Raw genomic sequence first — 21,414 nt, 5'->3', positions numbered from 1 at the left:
TTTACTTAATAGGTTAGGCATGTTTAAACAGATTTTTTTACTTCTTGTATCCATTTTTTTATCTCTAAATGCCACGCCACTTGTGCAAATAAATAGCGATGAGCTTAAGCTAAAAAACTTTTCCTTAGAGTACTACGTAGATAAGAGTAATAATCAAACACTCAAAGAGATTACAAATCAAGAGTTTAAACAAGGTGTAAGCGGTCTCTCACTTGGAAACCATGAAAACTCAACATGGCTGCGTTTTAAACTCAAAAACACAACGGCAAAAAATAAAACTATCTATTTACATTCAGAGCTCGCTTACCTCACAAATAAAATCGAATTTTATGAGCTTAAAAATAAAAAGCTTTTACACACAAAAATCATAGACTTTATAAATAGTGACTACGACTCAAACTTCGTATACGCTACAGATGCTCTATTTAAGATCTCTCTTAAAAAAAATGAGACTAAAACAATCTATATAAAAAACTACATGAGAACTGTTCAAGTGATGAACTACACACTCTATGATGAGTATAACTCCAAACAAAGACTTAGTAAAAAAAATATCTATATAATTTTAAGCGTTGGTATGCTTTTAGCCCTTGCTATCTATCACCTTATTCTCTATCTCTCTACTAGATATAGGGAATACCTTTACTATACGCTCTATCTAGGTAGTTCAGTACTTTGGATGTCTCAGATTTCTGGATTATTAGCAACTGAGTTTGAATTTTATTATACTAGAGAGCATGAGTACTATCTTCTTTTTCTTATGTTTGTTCCTATTTTCATCTCTCTATTTACAAAGAAAATATTTAATATGCCACAAAATTACAAAATTGAAAATACTCTTTTAAATTCTGTAATTTTACTCTTTTCACTCTCATTTCTTATAGGTTTATATGATGTTATATTATCGATGTACTTAGCTACGCTCTTTATAATATATATGTTTTTATCTCTTTTTATAGTTGCGCTTTCAATGTTTTTAAAAAACGAGCCCTTAGCTTTTACTTTTTTAATAGCAAATAGTTTCTTTTCATCTTTTGCTCTTCTAACTGACCTTTTTTACATGGGAGTTTTAGAGTACAGCAGTTTTGTGTTTAACGCCGCGAGCATTGGAGTACTTATAGAGTCCATACTTTTGGCATTTATACTCTCATACAGAATTAAACTTTTGCAAAAAAGTGAGTTAGAGAAGTCTCAAGAGTTAATCTCACAGATACAAACATCTAGAGAAAAAGATAAGCTACTCTTTCAACAAAACAAGATGGTAAGTATGGGAGAGATGATAGAAAATATAGCCCATCAGTGGAGACAACCGCTTTCTCAGATAAACTCATCTGTCCTCCTTATAGATGACTACCTCTATCAGCACTCACTCCAAAACGCCACTGTAGAAAAAGAGCTCTCAGACATAGAGAGCCTAACAACATACCTATCAACGACTATAGATAGCTTTAGGAACTTTTTTGATCCAAATAAGAAACATACACACTTTGATTTAAAAGATATTATTGAAAATGCCCTGCTTATAAGTAATAGTTCTACTCCCACAAATGATATAGATGTAAAAATAAGTATAAATGGAAAATACAGATACTATGGACTTGAGGATGAGCTACAACAAGTTCTCATCATTTTACTTAACAATGCAAAAGACGTACTTATAAATCGTAACATTCCAAATCCTACTATCAGTATCTATATCACTAATGATGATAAATACTACATGATAAAAGTGTGTGATAATGCGGGTGGTATTGATGAAGAGCTTATGGATAAAATATTTGAACCCTATTTTACGACAAAACATAAAACACAAGGAACTGGGCTAGGACTTTATATCTCTAAACTCATCATCGAAGAGAATATGCTAGGTCAAATTGAGGCACTTAACAAAGATGATGGTGCATGTTTTAACATCAAGTTTCCACTCAATGAATCTAAAAACTAACGCCTAATAGAAATCTAAAGAGATCTTTTTGAACTACCGTATCATTATGAACATACTCAAAACTAAGTGGTGCTACAAAAGAGTTGAGAAAAACAGTTCCTAGCATAAGCCCTGCCGTATACTCGTTTACATCATCTCCTCCACCATGTAAATACTGCACATCATAGTAGCGATACTTTGCATAGAAGGACTCTCTTTGAAGCGAAACTGGAAAAGTAAAAAAGTAAGCTGAAAAATTAAAAACTTTACTCAAACTAACTTCGCCATAGCCCACACTCTTGGCATAAAAACTACCATCTAAATTTGGCATACTGATAGTCGAGGGATCTAAATCAACTGCAAATGATAGGTTTGATATCTTAACGCCACTTCCTGGCTCAACACTCTCTTCTTGAGTATGAGAGTATTTTGCTCCAAGACCAAGATAAAACTGATAAGGTAAATCATGAGAAAAACGGTACTGCCCACCTAAAAGTTTACTTTTTCGCTCACTTACGCCATAGAGCTGAAGCATATTTTCATAGTTTGCATACATGCTTACACCGTACCCTTCACTTCTACCTGCTCTCAGCGAAAGACTCAAAGGCTCACGTAGTCCCTCACTATAATCTTGATAGTAACTCACACCGATATCTGCATTGTAGTACCCTGCATTATAAAATGGTAAAGTTAGCCCACCTACAAAACCAACATCTCTTGCGTTTGCAAGCACTCCCTCATCTAAAACCTTATAAGCTAAAAGCCTGTAGTTTAAAAGGTACTCGGAGCTAGAAAACTCCACTCCCGCTATAGTGACATTTAACTCATCTCGTCTTACAAACGCAGTGGCGGAGCTTTGAGAAAGAGGATCGCCAAACTTTATATCCAAGCTTCCTATGGGACCGGTTACACTTCCATATCCAAAGGCAAAGTCTGCGCCGCTATAGTTCATCTCAAGAACTGAGTAGTAAGAGTCTGAAGCGAGTTCTATAGCATCAGTTCTTGTATTTTCATTACTCTGCTTTGCTACGCTTTCATAGTACTCTTTCTCTTCAAAAAAAAGTTTTGTCTCATAGGGTGTCTCTTTAATTCTATTTATATCATTGATGACATAATAGTAATCTTTATCACTCATAGCCGCTATTAGAACCTCATTATCATTTATGAGTCTTGCTTCAACTACGTTATCAGCCTCAGTCGCTCTTCTTATCATTCCTTTATAGTAAGTAAAGAGACTTGAGCCAAACCTAGAGTTTGCAACAAAGTAGATGATTCCACGACTATCAACGTCGCTCACCATCCCATAAAATCCCTCATATGTATAGAGTGCTTTTTTATTTTTATAAAGAGTTCTTTTTTTGCCGTTTTGTTTAAAGTAGTAGAGATTGTCATACTTGTCAATGATGACTGATGAGTTCACCTTTGCATAGAACTCTGCTCCTACATAAAGCTGTGGCTCAGAGTAAGAAGTTGGAACGTCAAAATAAACCTCTCTGCCATCACTCAAATAACCCTGCACCATTTTAGACTCGCTACCCTCTTTTATAAATGCGTTACTGTTAAAGAGCCCTTGATAAATCCTTGTAGGTGAAGTATTACGACTTCCTTGAGTGAAGTACTCACCATTTTGTTTGACAACTTTGCCATTCATCCAAGAGTCTCTTCTCTTTTTAACGCTCTGCTCTTTTTTATCTACTACTACAAGCTCGGGAGCTCTATATCCACTCTCGTTTGTTATAAAAAATATCTCTTCAGAATCATTTCCAAGTGAAGAGAAAAACTGCGATGATGCAATTTTTTTACCATTAGCTAGCTGCATATAATCAGCGGCAGACGCATAAGCACTTTCAAAATCACTAAGTGCTTGTGTAAAACTAACTCCAATAGCGTCTCTCATACTCGCATCGGTCCATGCCGGAAACCACCAATCTTCTGAGTGGAACTTGAAGTAGCTATTTACTCTCTCTATGCCATACTTCTGCGCCAAGTAGAGGTTAAAAAAACCCCCTTGAATGTATGCCCTTTCTCCATAAGGAAATTCTAGTTTGGAGTTGTAAACGTACTCTGGTTTTATCTTGCCGGCTTTTGCTTGGAGTAGAGTTTGAGCTTTAAACCTTCCACTATAAAGTCGCCCGCCATTCCCATGCCAAGACTCATTTAGCACTGCATTTCCTTCTAACATAAAAGAGTTCTCTAAAACATTTGGAACGCCAAAAGGAAAAGGAATAAAAACCGTCCCATTACCAAAAATAGAGTGCATAACGCGAGAGACGACACTTCCTTTTATGTTAAGCTGATAGTTGTGTGCAGTTTCATGGTAAAGCAGTGTATCTAGCCATGATGTGGTAGTAAAATAGTCCACCATTTGTGAACCACCCACATAGTTTATCTGTCTGTTGTTTGGCCACTGCGTTGAAAAGCCATTTGCTATTTGATTATAGTCTGAGATTAGACCAACATAAAGAGTCTCATCGAGTTCCCAGTTAAAAAACTTTTTATAACTCTCATTAAGTGGCGTCTCAACGCTAGAGGTATGTTTTGCAAAAGGGATATTATCTTTTGTGTATATTATCTCAACATTATTGGTTGTGTCTGTATAGTAGTCTTTATCATTTGGAACGACTGCCGTACCTGTAGGAAGCGTAACCGGGACTATTGATGCAGTTAAAGAGAGACACATTAATAATAGAGAACTCACAAAATATATTTTCATTTCATAGCCTAAATTTTTATATAAATTGTACTACAACAAGCTTAATATCATTTTCAATCTGGGTTACTTTTCTTTGCTATACTTAACTTATCAACACACTAAAAGGATTTTTATGAAAAAACTGCTCCTCCTCATTGGACTAAGTCTAAGCTTACTAGCTTCAGTACAACACACTTCAACTGTAAAAGAGACGCTCTCTAGTGGTGGCTATACATATATGAAAGTGCAAGATAAAGATAAAAGCTACTGGATAGCTATGACCCAAAGAGCTGTAAAGGTTGGAGACTCTATATCTTATTCAGAACAGGGCTGGATGCAAAACTTTCACTCTAAAACTCTAAACCGTACATTTGATAAGATTCTTTTTGCGGCAGATGTAGAGAAGAAAAAAACTCTAAGAGAGCAGATACCAAAAAAATCTGTAATGAAATCTTCATATCAAAATAAAAATAGTATCTCAATCGCTGAACTTTTTGCTAACCGTGACAAATATGTAGGCAAAATCGTAACACTCAAAGGCAAAGTTACAAAAACTTCAAAAGGCATTATGAAACTAAACTGGCTGCACCTTCAAGATGGAAGTAACTTTGAAAATATGGATGATTTAGTTTTTACGTCAACACAAGAACTTCCTTCAAATGGGGAAATTATTTATGCCAAAGGAAAAGTAATTAAAGACAAAGATTTTGGTTATGGATACTTTTATCCTGTAATCATTCAAGAAGCAACTTTTAGTAAGTAATATAAAAAAAAACTTAAATAAGACAAATATACTCTTATTTATGTTTAGCTAAAAGTTTTACTAGCTACAATACCGATAAATAAAACAAAACAAGGAATTTAATATGCCAAAGATTAACAAGTATGTTGATATAGACACTGTAGAAAGAGAAGCTAAAAAAGACTTAATTGACCGTCACTCACCGTTCATTCACTGTGCAGACACTGCAAAAGCTGGAGAGCCATTTGAAGTAACTGTTAAAATGGGTAACGAGTATACTCACCCAGATGATTTTGATCACTACATCGAGTCTGTAACTTTATTCAATGGTGACACTCAGTTAGCAAAAGCTTCTTATGTTCCAGGAACTCTAGGTAATACTAAAGCTCACAACACTACAACTTTTACTATTATTCCAACTGGTAAAAAACTTAACCTTGTAGCTCACGGTTACTGTACTAAACACGGTATCTGGGAAGGTACTCCTGTAGAAGTAGCTGTAGCTCAGTAATTTCTAACTTCCTAATTAAGAGCTCTTAGCTCTTAATTGTTCTTTTAAACTTTCTATCCTTACAATTTTTTTTATCACTTCAAATTATTTACTTTTAAATTTTATTAACTCTCTTACTTAGGTATAATTCCCTCAAATATTCAAGGAATAAATCAAATGTCAGAAGAAACTCAAACACCTATAAGACTTTTATCTAAAGACGCAACTCTAGGAGAGTCTCTTAGTAAAATGAAAAATGTCTTAGCTGACGTTGGTTGCCAAACAAATTTTTCACAAAGCAAGCATCCCTTAGAGAACTGTTTTTCAGTAAATCTTAGCTCACAAGAAGCACCTAGACATATCTACTCAAATGGCAAAGGGATAATTAACGATGCTTCTATGGCTAGTGCATTAGGTGAGTATATCGAGAGACTCCAAACTAACAACTTTTTTATAGATTTTCACTTACCCCAAAGAAAGTACTATCCAGATGAAGTTGCCTTTGACTTTGGCGGGGATTATTTAAACGCTGAACTCAAAGATATTTACAACCCAACTGGTGAACTCACTGATGAAGACTTAGTTGATTATAACAGTGACTATTCGGATAAAATAGTCTCTCTTCCTTTTATAAAAAACTCTACACAAGAAAAAATATATATACCTATAAATATTTTAAGTAATCTCTATGTAAGCAATGGTTTAGCAACGGGCAATTCTGCTCTTGAAGCGCAGGTTCAAGCTCTTAGTGAGATATTTGAACGCTATGTAAAGATAGAGATTATCAAAAATGGTTATGCACTTCCATCATTTACACAAGAAGTCATTGAGAGCTTTCCCCGGGTCCATAAAGACGTTGAAGCACTGAGAGCGCTTGGTTATATAGTCGAAGTTTTAGACGCTTCTTTAGGCGGTAAGTTTCCAGTAACCGCCATCTCTTTTATTAACCCTAACGCATCTACCTTATTTGTCTCTTTTGGAGCGCACCCCATCTTAGAAGTCTCTTTAGAACGTACAATGACGGAACTTATGCAAGGTCGCTCGCTTGAAAACCTCGACAGCTTTGAAACACCAACATTTGATATGAGTATAGTCTCGGATAGTTTCAACCTAGAGTCACACTTTGTAGATTCCAATGGTAAACTTGGTTTTAGTTTTTTAAGTTCTAAAAAGAGCTTTGAACTTGCTCCATGGGCATATAATGGAGGTAGTACAAAAGATGAGCATACCTATCTTCTTAGTATTTTAAAAGATATGAATAAAGAGACGTACCTTAGAGAGTATGAGTACCTCGGCTTTTACTCATGTCAAATGATAGTTCCTAGTATCTCTGAAGTCTATCCTATTGATGATTTGATTTATAACAATAAAAACAATGGAAAACTCATACGTGATATGGTGCTTAACTTCAAGGATTATAACCCCCAAGATATTATGATAGAGATAGAACAGCTAGAAGATTCTCTCAATATGGAAAAATACATTGGCGTTATATTTGAGCAAAACTTCAATCTTTTAGAGTTTAAGGCGCAGATTTACTTAGAACTTGGAGAAATAGACGAAGCTCTTGAGATTTTTGAGTACTCTGAGAACAGACTAGGCCGTCTTATCGTTGAGTTAGCTCGCATTGAAGAGTTGGAGTTAGATTTTACTGAGTATGAAGAGGCCTTATACCATGTTTTCACTAAAGAAAAAGTTCTCAAAGCTCTTAAAATTTTAGATGGCGATGAGACTTTCATAAATGTAACGCTCCATCAAGACTATAATAACATGTTAAATTTATATGATAAACTCGAGAAGAAAAAATGTCTAATGAAATAGTTCTAACGCTAAAAACAGACTTCGCAGAGAAGTTTAAAAATGGTTATCCTCTAATCTCAAAAGAGTCAATTAGCGACTGGAGTAGAGTCCCTTCAGAAGGTTCAATACTCAAGCTTTTTGACGAGAAAAAAAACTTTATAGCCAAGGGCTACCATGGCATTCAAAACAAAGGCTATGGATGGGTGCTTTCTACGAAAGAAGATGAAATTATCGATATAACGCTCTTTAAAAACAAGATCTCTTCAGCGATAAAGTATAGAGAAGATTTTTATCAAGATGATAAGACGACCGCGTTTAGAGTCTTTAATGGTGAAGGCGATGGAGTTGGTGGCTTAACTATCGACTATTTTGATGGTTACTACCTGCTCACTTGGTATAGCATTGGGATTTATGAGTTTAGAGAAGAGATTTTAGAAGCTCTTAAACTCACGGTAGAGTACAAAGGCATCTACCAAAAGAAACGCTTTGACAGTAAAGGTATGTACCTCAATGAAAATGATGACTTTCTTTATGGCCAAAAAGCTCCTGAGCCTCTTATCGTCAAAGAGAATGGTGCGAACTTCGCAATCTACCTAGATGATGGAGCTATGGTTGGCGTTTTTCTAGACCAACGCGAGGTAAGAAAAACTATACGAGATAAATATGCAAAAGGAAAATCTGCACTTAATACCTTTTCATATACGGGAGTGTTTTCTGTTTTTGCCGCTCTTGGTGGAGCGACACAAACTACAAGCGTAGACCTAGCCAAACGCAGTCGTCCAAAAACACAAGAGCAGTTCACTATAAACTCTATAGACTTAGACAAACAAAGTATCATTGTCGAAGACGTGTTCGACTACTTTAAGTACGCCGTACGAAAAAAGTTAAGCTTTGATATCGTCATAGTGGACCCACCAAGTTTTGCAAGAAGTAAGAAACGGACATTTAGCGCTAACAAAGACTATGTCAAACTCCTAAAAGAGGTGATTACCATAACATCTAAAAATGGTCTCATAGTAGCTTCAACAAACTCCGCAAACTTTAGCATGATGACGTTTCGAGATTTTATTAAAACGGCGTTTAAAGAGTTGAGAGTAAAGTATAAAGTAGAGGAGAGTTTCTCTTTGCCAAAGGACTTCAAAGTCTTAAATGAGTGTAAAGAGAGTGACTATCTCAAAGTTGTTTTTATTCGTAGGTTTGGATAAAACTTATCAGCTTAAAAATATTCACTACCCCATTTAAAGACGTCTATTCCATACTTTTCTCTTAGTATTTGAGTACTCTTTGTAAGTCTTTTCATTCTCTGCTCATCCTCAAATCCTATGAGAGACAACTCTTTTTTTGAGTCTCTTGTAAAACTTGAGCAGTTAATGCTCAGTCTTATAACCTGTAACCTTTTTTGGGTATCTGCGTCTTCAAAAAGTGCTAAACAGATAGAGTCAAACTTTTTCTCTGTAAAGACTTCTGCCACAGAGATATTTTTGTGTGCTTTTTGATTCATCTCATAGGCAATACTTAGGTGAAATATAGTCGGTATAACATCAAGTTTAAGTATGGCGAAACTTAAATGTCTTGCCAAAACGTGTACTCTGCGTTTTAACTCTCCCCTATCATGCAGAGGATCAAACGTTCTGGATATACCTATGGACTTTCTTCTGTTTTTAGTCACTATGGGAGAGTCGGTTTCACCATTTACTCGTTTATAAAGTTCAGTGGCGTAAGGTCCCCATGACTCAAGAGTTCCGCGTCTACTTCTTAACTCTCCAAGTGTATGAATCTGTGCAGATTTTAGCTTTTCGTTCATACTCCTACCGATACCGGCAAAGTTTTCTACTTTTATAGGATTTATAAACTTATCTAACTCATCTTTTTTTATAACCTTACAGCCAAAAGGTTTGGCATAAGTCGTAGCCATTTTAGCAATGTATCTTGTATCTGCCCCGCCAATGGAGACTGGAAGTTTTAAGACCTTCTTTATCTCTTCTTTAAGCTCTTCTATAAATGCTGGTATCTCTTCATCTTCCACCCATCCGCTGAGATCTCCATAAAACTCATCAATGCTAGCTTGCTCAACAAGAGGTATTCTAAGAGATAAAAATTCATGGAGTCTGTGTGAGAGTTCTTGATAGAGTGACATATTTGGTGCTTTGATAATGAGCTGCGGACATAACTCTAAAGCTTGCTTGATACTCATAGCCGTTTTAATGCCATAAGCTCTCGCTTCATAAGAAGATGTAGTCAGTATGCCTCTTACTCGCCCATCTTTATCTTTAAAGGCATCCAAATCATCATCACTCTCTTCATACGCCTTATAAAACGTAGGAACAAACGAACCACTGTTTTCAAAGTTAACAGTCTGTTTTTTTGCTTCTTTGTTAAATATCTTCGTATCGCTTCTTCCACCTATTGCCACAGGCTTATCTGCGAGCGATGGATCTTTTATTCTAGCTGCACTTACAAAGAAGCAATCTATATCTATATGTATCTTCATAATTTAAGCATTTTTTTGAGGGAGAAGATGAGACTTAAAGATTTTTTATTCACTTTTTTATATACCTTGCATTACAATAATTAGATTTCTTTTATTATTATAGAGATAAATTAGATGTAGACAAATAAGCATGACAAATAGTCATACTTATATTAAATTTCAAATATGCTACTTGGAATATCTAAAGCTTCAGCTACTGCTTTATTATATAACTTACCATCATATGTGTTAAGTGAACTTATCATATGTGGTTTCTCCTTACAAATATCTTCTGCACCATACTTTGCCAAATCTTTTACATATGAAAGTGTCGCATTTGTAAGAGCGTAAGTTGACGTTCTAGGATATGCTCCAGGCATATTTGCAACGCAATAGTGAACTATACCCTCTTTTATAAAAGTTGGCTCAGAGTGAGTCGTTGCGTAAGAGGTCTCAAAACATCCGCCTTGATCAATAGAGACATCCACTAAAACGCTACCTTTTTTCATAGTACTAAGCATCTCTTTTGTCACTAACTTAGGCGCTTTTGCGCCAGGGATGAGAACTGTTCCAATTACAACGTCACACTCAGGGAGTAGCGAGTGGATAGTTTGTGACGTAGAGTAAAGAGTAGCTACGTTAGCTGGAGTTACGTCATTTAAGTAGTGCAATCTTTGTCTATTTATATCTAAGATAGTTACATCGGCTCCTAAACCAGCAGCTATTTCTGCCGCTGCTTTTCCGGCTACACCACCACCTAAAACCATAACTTTAGCTCTTTGAGTCCCAACTACACCACCGGCTAAGATTCCACTTCCACCATTAAACTTTCCTAGGTGAACACTACCCATAAGTGCCGCCATCTTTCCAGCAACCTCGCTCATTGGCTCTAAAAGTGGCAAAGAGTGGTTTACCTCCAGCGTTTCGTATGAAAAGGCTCTTATACCCCTTTCAAGTAGGAACTCTGCTTGAGTTTTATCTGCCGCTAAGTGCAAGTATGTAAATAGCGTTTGATTTTTTTTAAAGAGTTTATACTCAACCGCTATTGGCTCTTTGACTTTTACAATCATCTCTGATATGTCAAAAACTTCTTTAGCGCTTTTGACTATTGTCGCCCCAGCTTTTTCATACTCGGCATCACTAAATCCACTTCCATCACCTGCGCTACTCTCTACATAAACGCTATGAGATAGACTACAGAGTTCTTGCACCCCTGAAGGGGTTATAGATACGCGATATTCATCTTTTTTAATCTCTTTTGGTACGCCAATTTTCATAATATTTCCTTAAAAACATATAGTTCTTTGTTAAAGAATACTAGATTAATTATAAAAGTTTAATGAGATAATGATTCTATAAATTTTTTAGGAGACTTGTTAGCTCTTTAATGGAGTTGATTTTATAACTGGCTTTGGAGAGGTCATGAGTTTTTGTAAACTCATTATAGACCGTTACACACTCTATCCCTGCGTTTACAGCCGATGTTAAGCCTCTTTGAGAATCTTCTACGATAATACATTCAGCTTTACTCGCATTGAACTTTTTCATGCCAGCTAAGTATGGATCTGGATATGGCTTAGACCTTGGGTACTCTTCAACGCAGAGAGTAAAGTCCATATATTTCACTATATCTCTATTATTATGCACTAAGTCAAAATCAACTCTTCTCGACGTAGTCACTATGCCCATTTTATAACTATGAGAAAGTTTTTCTAAGGTTTCTACAACACCATCAATCTCTATGTTTTTTTCTCTAATGAGCTCTTGATAATATATATCGCGTCGCTCTCGTTTTATATTTATCTCTTCTTTGGGAACTCCAGCCTTTATAGCTACTTCCCAAGCATTTCCACCACGAGCCATGATCTCCATATAGGTATCAAAGTTTAGTTCTAAATCAAATTCGTTTAAAGCCCTTACATTCGCTTCATAATAGTACTTTTCCGTTTCAACTAAAACGCCATCATTATCAAAGAGTATGTATTTTTTCATATTTTCTACTTCTGTCTGGCTTTTTAGTCTTAAAAAAACTAAGATTATCATCTATCTCCATATCTACAGACCTTACTTCATTAGCTATATGGTCCACTTCATCCACGAACTCTCCATTTTCCAATGAGAGTTCTGACATAAAGTGAATTTTTTTAATAATAGAGATAATTTGACTCTGCATCTTATCCATATTTGATTGGGATTCATCTGCAACGTTTAGACTGGTATTTATACTCTCTCCCATATTTAAAAAGTCTACTTTAACTTCTTCTCCATAGGCTACTAAAGTATTTACAACGTCTTTATTGTTATCTATCTGCTCGGTTGCGTCTCCAACAGACTGCACTAAAACTGAAATAGAAACATCAACTTCATTAATAGCCTTATTTGTCCTCTCGGATAGTTTTCTTACCTCTTCAGCAACAACGGCAAAGCCTCTTCCATGTACTCCCGCTCGCGCAGCTTCTATGGCAGCGTTTAGTGCTAAAAGATTTGTCTGTTCAGATATATCTCTAATAACGGTAGTTATCTCTTTGAGAGCTTCAATATCACGTATAAGCTTTGTAAACTCTTCACTTATTGTTTCAGCACTCTCTTGTGTTGTAGAGATACTCCCAATGATACTGTCAATCTTAGAGGTAGTCTCATCTAAAACTAAAGAACTCTTTTGATTTACACTTAGTATCTCTTTTGAACCATTTACATTCTTTTCTAAAAGTACTCGTATCTCATTTAAATCTTCCACAGTAGATTTAGCAGTACTACCTGATTCATTTGTCTTACTTCTTAGTTGTTGCGTTAATGAGATCAACTCATTTGCTAATATTATTTGATAATGACTACTTGTTTTTATATTTACTATTGCATTGTGCATCTTAATCAAAAAACCATTGATACCTATACTAATGGCACGAAACTCATCTTTTGTTTGGGGAACCGGTAACTCTTTTTGCAGATCTCCTTCCCCTTGACTTAAGTCAATCGCCACTGATTTAATAATACTTGCATTTTTTAATACTGTCTTAGCAGTCATATAATTAAAAAATGTAAGAATGCCTATACAGCCTATCATTAGGTAAGAAAAATATAATATAAAGTGCTTATTTACTTCATCAAAATAGTCTGCTTTATTTACGCCTGGAACTATCCAAGCATCCCATGCAGGAATATATTCAAATGCAGCAAACTTATCTTGTCCAGTTGTTTTTGATGTGTAGGAGTATGTGCCTCCCTCTTTATGCGAAGTAATATACTCTCCATAAGAGGTATTTTTTAAGTTTTTTCCCTCTTTCTTTGGATGAATTAGGAGTGTACCATCACTAGATATAAGATAGATATAACCACTTTTACCGACTTTCATATTTTTAATAGTATCTTTAAACTCTTTTTCTTTATAGGCATTTTTATTGTACTTAGATACATATTTGATTCCATTTGAAAGTGTTTGAGCGACTGTTGAGACATCACTAATCATGATACTTTTAATATTACTAATAGCTATAAAGTAAGAAACTACTAAAATAACCAATAGAGATACTATTGATAAAATTAAATTGATTATAAATTTTGCTTTGATTGTCTGAAACATCTACTTACCTTATTTCATATATTGTTATGTATAGTGAGTAATTATAGGCAAGAAATCTTTGAAGTATCCTTTATTATGTTATGATTTTAGAGTTAAAATATATGAAGGTAAATTATATGAATGATACAACAGACTTAACAACATTAAGCATAAGAATTTTGATTTTTGTGGTTATTGCGGGAGTTTTTTTTCTTGTGTTAAAAGCAAAAAAAGATTAAATAATTTTTTATTTAATCTTTTTTAATGAGACTATTTTAACTTTCCATTTCCATAGTGCTTATATAAATACTTCACAATTGTATTAAAATCTTCACTTCCCTCTTCTAAAGGCATTTTAAAGTGAGTGATCATCTTCTTTGTTTTCTTAGCCCAAAAGTCTTTTGATTGTGGACCCTGGTTTATTATATATCCAAAAGAGTGACACATAAGGCATTGTGCCTGAACTGTATCAAATCCTTCACCCATTTTAATCTCATAAGAGATATATGGAACTTCTATTTCACTATCAACTTGTGCAAAAAGTGAACCAAACGCCAACATAACTAATAATACTATTTTACTCATTTTCATACTCCCTAAACCACTTCTACAATAACTTCGTCGATACCGTTAAACTTGTACCCACCATGATTCCAGAGTACATCTTTTGCAAGAGGTTGCTCATCACCTAAACGATTCACGGCCTTAGCCATAATGCTTACTTTTCCATATTTAGTTGGTTTATACGAATATCTAAATTCAGTATATGCATAACGTCCATCTTCTTGTTTAAGCAGTGCATCATCCCAAGTTTTTCCACCATCAGTAGAGATTAGCACATCTTTGATTCCATGACCATCATCAAATGCCACACCACGTACAACTATATGTGAGTTATGATAAATCTTCATATCATTCTCAGGATAACCTATAATCGACTTTACGTTCATATGTGTAATTGGCTTCGTAACTTTAAATCTGTTTTCTGGAGTTTCACTCTCTGTTTCATTATCTGGAATTCTATAAGCCACATCCATAAAGAAAAGTGATTTATATTCATTTGTAACAGTAATGTTACTTAGCATTTTAACCCAACTATCAGAGTAGTAACCTGGAATAACTAAACGCAGAGGAAAACCATTTAAATATGGTAAATCTTCACCATTCATCTCATAAGCAACGATAACGTGATCATCTAACTCTTCAAGTTCCATCTCTCTTACAAAGTTTGGAGTTGCATAGTATGCTGCATTATCTTTACCATTAAAACCTATCCAGTGTGCATCTTTTTTAAGTCCGGCTTTATTTAAAAGGTCACTTAGTCTAACACCTTTCCATTTAGCACAACCCATAGCTCCACTTCCCCACTGAATACCACCAGCGATTGGAGTAAATGCTGAACGGCTATTTCCACCACACTGAAGAACAGCGGTAACTTCAACTTGTTCAAAATCATTTTTAAGTTCTTTAAGAGTAATGTTTAACTCTTTGTTAACAAGTCCATCAATTTTAATAGTATATGAATCTAAATCAATTTTAGTTGGGATATCTGGCATATGCCATCTAACAAAAAACTCATCATTTGGAGTGATTCCCTTAGTAAAAGTACTTCTAGGCGACTCTAAAAGCGGCGGTCTATCAGAGTATGTAATAAGTGGGCGTTTTTCTGGAAATGCCATCTTAGATACTGTTTGTCCATCAAGTGGCTGTCCCGTGACGCCTGCTGAAAGGTTAGTGCCTACTATTGCTGCTGATGCGACAACTGAAGTTTTTAAGAAGTCTCTTCTTTGCATAAGTTATCCTTATAAAATTTATTTATTATATTCGTAATTATATCTACTTATATTTAAATAAGAGTTAAATGTTAAGAATTAACATTTTATATTGCCTGATATGTCTCTGCAGTTTTCATCTCTTTTACTAAGCCTTCAGCTGAAATATATTTGACTTTAATAGTCTTGGTTTGCACTGCGCTTATTGCTTTATATACAGCCATATGAAGATGTGGTCCGCTAGAGTAACCCGTGTTTCCAGAGTACCCTATAAGCTCTCCTTTTTTTACTTTATCTCCTATGTTTACTACTGCCCCATCTTTTTTAAGATGATAATATATAGCGATAGTTCCATCAGAATGCAGTACTCTAACATAGTTTCCTTGACCCCTAAACTCTTTTGAGTAGCCACCTCTATCTGAACTTGATTTAACGCTGATGATAGTACCTTCTCTAGATGCAAGAACTTTGGTACCAATAGGCATAGCAAAGTCCACAGAGTACTTTGACCTTCCTTTATGAGTCTGATTTGTGTTATACCCTTGAGATACTCTATGTTTAGTTGTAGTTTCATAAGGCAGTCTATACTCATACTCATCATCATGCTTTGCGTCTTTAGAACCTATGCTCCAAATAAAATTATAATTGAAAGCGTTGTTATCTCCAGTAATTTCTAAAGTCTCATAGAGGTATGTAGAATTTGCTTGAATGATAATTTCACTCTTTGGCGTTTGTCTATGAAGAATACTTTCATAGTAAGGTTTTACTTTTAACGTAATGTCATATATATGTTTATTGTAAAAAGAGACTTCTATCTTGTTGTGGACTCTTTTTGTAGTTATGCCAATATCCTCATCTTTAATATTAGTTGAATTATATGATGAGTTTATAATTTCATCATCCTGCTCTTTTAGAGTATTTAACAACAACTCATTACGTTCTATCTTCTTTTCTAAGAATGGACTTTTCTTTAAAGTTTTATTTTTAGCATAGTAAATAAACGCCTTTTCTTGTAGACTCGGCCTTTGTAGTATTCCATCAAGCCCACTATTTACAATTAAACAAAACTTTTCATAATCATCTTTTTCTATGGCAGACTCAAGTTCTCTATGAAGTTCATAAACAATGTATTCATACTTTTTTCGAAGTTTTCGAAGGTTTTTTAAGTAGCTTTTGAGCTCACTTTTATCTTTTGAGGTATCAAGTTTGAAACCATTTTCTCGTGTCGTATTAATATCAACACAGAAGTTTTTGACAGAATCTAAACTCGAAAAAGTTTCTATATTTTGAAGTATCTTTTGTGATTTATAGAGTGGTGTACCTAAATGAGCATAAGATGAAGGGTATTCAAGTGAATATAAAAGTGAAAAAGAAAAAAAAAGTATAAACCTAATTATCACTTATATACTCAGGAATTAAACTTTTAATTTTTAGATAAATTTTTTCAAAATCGGTTGAGTAAACGCGACTCTGACCAATAGAAGTTATGAAGTTCGTATCTCTGTTAAAACGCGGCACTAAATGCATATGAATATGCTCAGCAATACCAGCTCCACCAGCCTTTCCGAGGTTCATGCCTATGTTCACCCCATGAGCGCCAAAACCCTCTTTTAGCAGTCTTACTCCTTTTTGTGCAAGAGCTGACATATGAAGCCAAGTATCAGAACTTAACTCCTCTAATTTATCAGTATGAAAATGAGGAATAATCATAAAATGACCAGGAGTGTATGGGTACTTGTTCATCACGATAAAACAGCGTTCATCTCTATAGAGTACATGTAAGTTCTCATCATCTTGCACGTGAGAGCTAATATGACAAAAAACACACCCCTCTATCTTCTGACCTCCAATATATTCATCACGCCATGGCGCATATAGTATATCTTCCATCATCTACTCCAAAAACTAGTGGTTTATTTCTCTATTTAAAACTTTTTCAACTGAAGCAATTTTAGTTTTTAATCTATTTTCAGTATTTTTACGAATATCAAACTTTAGAGATGAGTAAACTCTCTCTAAATCACTCACCTGCTCATATGCTAGTTCTATCACAGAGAGAGCTTCTTTCATGCTTTTAGCTTCTATAACGGTTCCCATTGGCGTAAGTTGATACGGAACTCCTGACTTGTCTATAGCGTCTATAATCTTTGAAACGCTTTTTGATACAGACGCGCCATCTCTTCCATCAGCTGACGTTGGGAACATACTAAACTCTACTAATACTGATAACATAATTAATTCCTTATATATTTATATAAAAAGGATTGTATCTAATCATACTAAAGAGCTTATTAAATAGTATTTATGTAAATAAATTTAAGTCCTCAATTGCTCCTGAAAGCGGATAGTATTGCGTTATTAACTCATTATTTTCAATCGAAGCGAGTTTTCTCATCGCTTTATTTATATGAGCATATGTGATATTTATGCCGTTTTCATCTTCGACTAGAGTAGTCGCATTTAATTTATTTGCATCATGTCTATGAGTTGAAGAGCCTATCACTCTACCACCTTGAATACCTTTACCCATAAACATCATAGAGCTTACACTCCAGTGATCTTTTCCATTTCCACCGTTATATCCTGGTGTACGGCCAAATTCTGAGCCTATAACAAAGATTACGTCATTAGATATTCCTTGATTCTCTGCTTCTTGTTTTAAAAGGTCTACCCCTTTTAAGAGTCTAGCTAGTCTTGGTATATGTGAGGCATCGTGATTACCATGAGTATCAAACCCACCTATTTGTATATTTACGCTTGATGTAAGTCCTGCTTTGTATCCAGCCATAGCAAAACGCCCTTGTGAAAAGACAGTGTTGTTTCTATCTGGATGAGTGGTAACGTCTGTAGGTAAAAACTCTACTAGTTTTTCTAGTTCGTTTGAGCCACTATGAGCTAAGCCATACTGCTGAGCCAATTTTTTAATGGACTCTAATTTTTGTTTTTCTATAGTACGTTTTGTTCGTGATGCCCTTGCTTGAGTAAGTCTGTCAAAATCACTCTCACTAACATATGTGGTAGTCTCGTTGCGTTTATTGACAAAGGCTAACTCATTAATTGCATTCATATTACTTAGTCTCGTCCCAGCCACTACTCCAAACGTCTCATCATAACCACCACCCGTTATAAACGCCAATGGCGAAGATGGCATACTTATACCTGCAATGAGTGCAGATATAGCGGGATAGCCTTCTGAAAGTTTTCCACTCATCATATATCTACGGCCTGCATCATGTCCATTAGTTTGAGTGTCTATTCCATTAACAACTAAAAGCTCTGAGCCATATTTATCAAAAAAAGTTGCAAAATCATAGTCGACATTATTATCATCACGTCCACGAATTGGTGCATATTTAATTGCAGGTGCAGAAGTTGAAGCTGCTATATCTGCATTCGCAAAACTTTTATTCATTGCAGTTGATGTTGGATTTAAGTTTGAGTCTAAATCTTCATCTAGATAACCCTTAGGATCACACAATGAAGTTGGGTCCCAGCCACCTGAAGCTTGAACAAAAACCCATAGTGGGCCTGTATACGTAGCTGCTTTGAGCGTATTTGGAAAAAGAGCCATTGCTGCGAAAACTGATGTGTATTTTAAAAAATCTCTACGTAACATAATATACTCCTTACTCTGCACTATTTTCATATACAAATTTAAAATCGCTTAATAGATAAGCGACAACTACTTGCCATGAGCGAATAATATAGTTTGGATCTCTATATACTCTCTCATCAGGTCTATCCGTCCATAGTCCTTCTCTTGTAACTGGGTCGTAATGTACATCACATTCATCCATTAATTGCTTAGATTCACTAGAGTTAAGTATACGAAGTTTTCCATCATTATAGGTATCTAAGAAAAGTTGGTATGTTTTCTCAAGTTCTTCATCACTATCAGCTAACTCTTCACCTAAAATATGCTTATGCAAATACTGTATATTTTTCTTTATAGCAGCTATAAAGAATTCATTTTCTGGTTCTAATGTTGTTGATACATAAGGAAATAGTTTGCGTTTATCTGCAGGAAAAAAGAAATCTCTTGCTACAGGATAACAAGACATCTGTAGAGCCATTCTCATTTGTACATTAGCCATAACGCCATTTAACTCATCTATACGCGTTGATATAGAACCAGAGTTAATCCCTCCATAAAGTATTTTATAATTATCATCTCTCAGTAATCTATGATTTGCTGTGTTATTATTATCACTATCTTGTTGTCCCATATATCTATTCCAGTAGTAGCCCATCACATCATAAATTTTTCTATTTAAATTCTCAGGAGTTATCAACTTTGCTTGTCCTAAAGTCTCTGATAGAACTGTGTTAGAGCTAGTTGTAGAGGTTGCACGAAAGAGAGGTGATTTTATTAGCTCTTTAATTATAACCTTAGCATTCATGCCACTCGCTATAAACTTCTCTTTTATCCCATCTAAAATAGCGTTTTCATAGTTGTACACCTGAAGTTTCTCAACATACTCCATATCATCAACCAGTGGTTTTTTTATAGCCTCTCTACCCAGTATCGCCTTGTAAAATATTTTTACGCTTGACTTTGCAAAACGATCATCCTTAACAATCTCACCTGATAACCACTGAAGTAAATTATTTGACGCGTCTGCAGGCGCTTTCTTTTCTAAACTGATGCCTGCTGCTTGAGTTGCATCACCTCTAAAACCTGGCATATATCTACCACGATTATCCCAGTTTTTAAAAGCGCTTGAGATAGGCTCCATCACATTATGACAAACTGTACAGTTAGGGTTTGTCCATGTTGCAGTATCACTCAGAACTTCATTCGAGTTAATAGGACGGTTAGCTAAACCTAAAATGTCTGTATCTAAAAAGAAGAGTTGTGTTTTAGATGATCTGTGGCGATCTAAATTTGTATCAGTAGAGGGAAATCTATTTAAGAATGTAATGGTTGTAAATATTCCAGCATGTGGAATCCCATCAATTTTAGCTTCTTTGAGCCAATCTTGAGGATACTTCTCTTCTATATACTCTCTTGTTACATTTAACTCATGCACATAAGTAAAGCCATCAATATCAATGTTATAGGTTCTTGCTGAGAATGGATTTACCATCACATAGTCAGCTGTCAAAATCTCACTAAAGGGTCGATCTTCTTTTATTACATGAAGCATCAACTCTATTGGCTCACGGGATATTGCATAGTTCGTATAATATCGTAGTCTACTGTATTCACCGTCGTCAAAATCATCATACCACCTTCTGCTAGGAAAATCATTGCTACTTAAGAGGTCTTCAGCATTTCTACCTGGTGTGTAAAAGTCTGTAAGCAAAAAATCGTTAAAACTAAGTCTTAACCAGTCATAAAACGCGTCTGTTTGCATATAAGCATCTAGTTTTGCGTCAATGTCCTCTATTTTACTTACGCTATCTACATCGTCACTACTAGGAGATTTTCCTTGTATCTTATATGATGCACTTCTGAGTGTTTTTGCCGGAGAAAGTAGTGCTACTGCTGCATTTATTAAACTATCGCTCTGTGATTGACTGACGCATGTCTCACTACCTTTTACATAGTTGACAAATTGTTTCATATTCTCTTTTGCAGTGCCGGCTAGTTGAGTTCCACCAGCATGAGAGACTTCACCTGATCCTTTTTCAACAAGCTCTGAGTTAGGAGACTCTATATATGTTTTTAAAATATTGTAGTTTCCTAGTTTATTATCTGCAACGGGACTCAGTAGAACTAAGTCTGTATTTTTTGCATCCCCACCTGATGAGTGACAAGATACGCAACTATTTAAAGAGATAGATATGGTAGAATCAAAATAGTCTTGAGTACATGCTGCTGAATCATTTGTCTGGGTATCGTTTGATACTTGAGTGTTTGCATTAGCACCCCCTGAGTCATCGTCTGTTGATTGCGTATTACAACCTGTAAATATAATTGTAGAAATGATCAAGCTATGTAAGAGTAAGCTTTTCATGATGT

At 35.1% G+C, this 21,414-nt stretch carries 17 protein-coding genes; 5 read left to right on the top strand and 12 right to left on the bottom strand.

Translation table 11 applies throughout. From position 1 onward, the window contains the following. Positions 1 to 19: 19 nt before the first annotated feature. Positions 20 to 1,945, top strand: a complete 1,926-nt coding sequence (locus GJV85_RS05900) for a sensor histidine kinase (protein ID WP_207562938.1) — start codon at positions 20 to 22, stop codon at positions 1,943 to 1,945. On the opposite strand, the gene GJV85_RS05895 is transcribed toward GJV85_RS05900, so the two are convergent. Next, positions 1,935 to 4,637, bottom strand: coding sequence for a hypothetical protein (locus GJV85_RS05895; protein ID WP_207562937.1), 2,703 nt, complete (start codon positions 4,635 to 4,637; stop codon positions 1,935 to 1,937). The genes GJV85_RS05900 and GJV85_RS05895 overlap by 11 nt on opposite strands. A 112-nt stretch (positions 4,638 to 4,749) precedes the next feature. On the opposite strand from GJV85_RS05895, the gene GJV85_RS05890 reads away from it, so the two are divergent. From GJV85_RS05890 to GJV85_RS05875, 4 genes are all read left to right on the top strand, one after another. Next, positions 4,750 to 5,379 (top strand): GW dipeptide domain-containing protein, encoded by a 630-nt coding sequence (locus tag GJV85_RS05890; RefSeq protein WP_207562936.1) that lies wholly within the window; start codon positions 4,750 to 4,752, stop codon positions 5,377 to 5,379. 103 nt (positions 5,380 to 5,482) lie between these two features. After that, the gene (locus GJV85_RS05885; RefSeq protein WP_207562935.1) at positions 5,483 to 5,869 is read left to right on the top strand and encodes a class II SORL domain-containing protein; all 387 of its coding nucleotides are present in this window, start codon (positions 5,483 to 5,485) and stop codon (positions 5,867 to 5,869) included. Between the two features lie 180 nt (positions 5,870 to 6,049). Further along, positions 6,050 to 7,669, top strand: a complete 1,620-nt coding sequence (locus tag GJV85_RS05880; RefSeq protein ID WP_207563148.1) for a YcaO-like family protein — start codon at positions 6,050 to 6,052, stop codon at positions 7,667 to 7,669. Continuing rightward, positions 7,654 to 8,853, top strand: a complete 1,200-nt coding sequence (locus tag GJV85_RS05875; RefSeq protein ID WP_207562934.1) for a class I SAM-dependent rRNA methyltransferase — start codon at positions 7,654 to 7,656, stop codon at positions 8,851 to 8,853. Before GJV85_RS05880 ends, GJV85_RS05875 begins: the two co-directional genes overlap by 16 nt. Before the next feature lie 11 nt (positions 8,854 to 8,864). On the opposite strand, the gene GJV85_RS05870 is transcribed toward GJV85_RS05875, so the two are convergent. The 11 genes from GJV85_RS05870 to GJV85_RS05820 all read right to left on the bottom strand — a co-directional run bounded on the left by GJV85_RS05870 (position 8,865) and on the right by GJV85_RS05820 (position 21,409). Continuing rightward, positions 8,865 to 10,139: a Y-family DNA polymerase gene (locus GJV85_RS05870; RefSeq protein WP_207562933.1), complete on the bottom strand. Its 1,275-nt coding sequence runs from the start codon at positions 10,137 to 10,139 to the stop codon at positions 8,865 to 8,867. A gap of 152 nt (positions 10,140 to 10,291) precedes the next feature. Then, on the bottom strand, positions 10,292 to 11,395 hold the full coding sequence (gene ald, locus GJV85_RS05865) for an alanine dehydrogenase (RefSeq protein ID WP_207562932.1): 1,104 nt from the start codon (positions 11,393 to 11,395) through the stop codon (positions 10,292 to 10,294). A gap of 76 nt (positions 11,396 to 11,471) precedes the next feature. Beyond that, complete coding sequence (locus GJV85_RS05860; protein ID WP_207562931.1) at positions 11,472 to 12,110, bottom strand: HAD family hydrolase; 639 nt, start codon at positions 12,108 to 12,110, stop codon at positions 11,472 to 11,474. Beyond that, positions 12,088 to 13,698, bottom strand: a complete 1,611-nt coding sequence (locus GJV85_RS05855; RefSeq protein WP_207562930.1) for a methyl-accepting chemotaxis protein — start codon at positions 13,696 to 13,698, stop codon at positions 12,088 to 12,090. Before GJV85_RS05855 ends, GJV85_RS05860 begins: the two co-directional genes overlap by 23 nt. 249 nt (positions 13,699 to 13,947) lie before the next feature. After that, positions 13,948 to 14,262: a sulfite:cytochrome C oxidoreductase subunit B gene (locus tag GJV85_RS05850; protein ID WP_207562929.1), complete on the bottom strand. Its 315-nt coding sequence runs from the start codon at positions 14,260 to 14,262 to the stop codon at positions 13,948 to 13,950. An 11-nt stretch (positions 14,263 to 14,273) separates the two neighbouring features. Beyond that, the gene (locus tag GJV85_RS05845) at positions 14,274 to 15,470 is read right to left on the bottom strand and encodes a molybdopterin-dependent oxidoreductase (RefSeq protein ID WP_207562928.1); all 1,197 of its coding nucleotides are present in this window, start codon (positions 15,468 to 15,470) and stop codon (positions 14,274 to 14,276) included. A gap of 86 nt (positions 15,471 to 15,556) precedes the next feature. Beyond that, positions 15,557 to 16,849: a M23 family metallopeptidase gene (locus GJV85_RS05840; protein WP_207562927.1), complete on the bottom strand. Its 1,293-nt coding sequence runs from the start codon at positions 16,847 to 16,849 to the stop codon at positions 15,557 to 15,559. Next, a complete protein-coding gene (locus GJV85_RS05835; RefSeq protein WP_207562926.1) occupies positions 16,839 to 17,339 on the bottom strand; it encodes an HIT family protein in 501 nt (166 codons plus the stop codon). The genes GJV85_RS05840 and GJV85_RS05835 overlap by 11 nt, the downstream gene beginning before the upstream one ends. Positions 17,340 to 17,354: 15 nt before the next feature. Further along, positions 17,355 to 17,681, bottom strand: coding sequence for an MTH1187 family thiamine-binding protein (locus tag GJV85_RS05830; RefSeq protein WP_207562925.1), 327 nt, complete (start codon positions 17,679 to 17,681; stop codon positions 17,355 to 17,357). A 70-nt stretch (positions 17,682 to 17,751) separates the two neighbouring features. Further along, on the bottom strand, positions 17,752 to 19,065 hold the full coding sequence (locus GJV85_RS05825; protein ID WP_207562924.1) for a DUF1501 domain-containing protein: 1,314 nt from the start codon (positions 19,063 to 19,065) through the stop codon (positions 17,752 to 17,754). Positions 19,066 to 19,075: 10 nt separating this feature from the next. After that, positions 19,076 to 21,409 carry a hypothetical protein gene (locus GJV85_RS05820; protein ID WP_207562923.1) on the bottom strand — a complete coding sequence of 778 codons (2,334 nt, stop codon included), beginning with the start codon at positions 21,407 to 21,409 and terminating at the stop codon, positions 19,076 to 19,078. Positions 21,410 to 21,414 lie beyond the last annotated feature (5 nt).

The organism is Sulfurimonas aquatica, assembly GCF_017357825.1.
Taxonomy (GTDB): domain Bacteria; phylum Campylobacterota; class Campylobacteria; order Campylobacterales; family Sulfurimonadaceae; genus Sulfurimonas; species Sulfurimonas aquatica.
The sequence above is the reverse complement of the archived record's forward strand: the minus strand, read 5'-3'. Positions and strand labels throughout refer to the sequence as shown.

Coding starts and splice junctions, on each gene's coding strand:
- GJV85_RS05900 (WP_207562938.1), top strand. CDS start 20: ATGTTTAAACAGATTTTTTTACTTCTTGTATCCATTTTTTTATCTCTA.
- GJV85_RS05895 (WP_207562937.1), bottom strand. CDS start 4,637: ATGAAAATATATTTTGTGAGTTCTCTATTATTAATGTGTCTCTCTTTA.
- GJV85_RS05890 (WP_207562936.1), top strand. CDS start 4,750: ATGAAAAAACTGCTCCTCCTCATTGGACTAAGTCTAAGCTTACTAGCT.
- GJV85_RS05885 (WP_207562935.1), top strand. CDS start 5,483: ATGCCAAAGATTAACAAGTATGTTGATATAGACACTGTAGAAAGAGAA.
- GJV85_RS05875 (WP_207562934.1), top strand. CDS start 7,654: ATGTCTAATGAAATAGTTCTAACGCTAAAAACAGACTTCGCAGAGAAG.
- GJV85_RS05870 (WP_207562933.1), bottom strand. CDS start 10,139: ATGAAGATACATATAGATATAGATTGCTTCTTTGTAAGTGCAGCTAGA.
- ald (WP_207562932.1), bottom strand. CDS start 11,395: ATGAAAATTGGCGTACCAAAAGAGATTAAAAAAGATGAATATCGCGTA.
- GJV85_RS05860 (WP_207562931.1), bottom strand. CDS start 12,110: ATGAAAAAATACATACTCTTTGATAATGATGGCGTTTTAGTTGAAACG.
- GJV85_RS05855 (WP_207562930.1), bottom strand. CDS start 13,698: ATGTTTCAGACAATCAAAGCAAAATTTATAATCAATTTAATTTTATCA.
- GJV85_RS05850 (WP_207562929.1), bottom strand. CDS start 14,262: ATGAGTAAAATAGTATTATTAGTTATGTTGGCGTTTGGTTCACTTTTT.
- GJV85_RS05845 (WP_207562928.1), bottom strand. CDS start 15,470: ATGCAAAGAAGAGACTTCTTAAAAACTTCAGTTGTCGCATCAGCAGCA.
- GJV85_RS05835 (WP_207562926.1), bottom strand. CDS start 17,339: ATGGAAGATATACTATATGCGCCATGGCGTGATGAATATATTGGAGGT.
- GJV85_RS05830 (WP_207562925.1), bottom strand. CDS start 17,681: ATGTTATCAGTATTAGTAGAGTTTAGTATGTTCCCAACGTCAGCTGAT.
- GJV85_RS05825 (WP_207562924.1), bottom strand. CDS start 19,065: ATGTTACGTAGAGATTTTTTAAAATACACATCAGTTTTCGCAGCAATG.
- GJV85_RS05820 (WP_207562923.1), bottom strand. CDS start 21,409: ATGAAAAGCTTACTCTTACATAGCTTGATCATTTCTACAATTATATTT.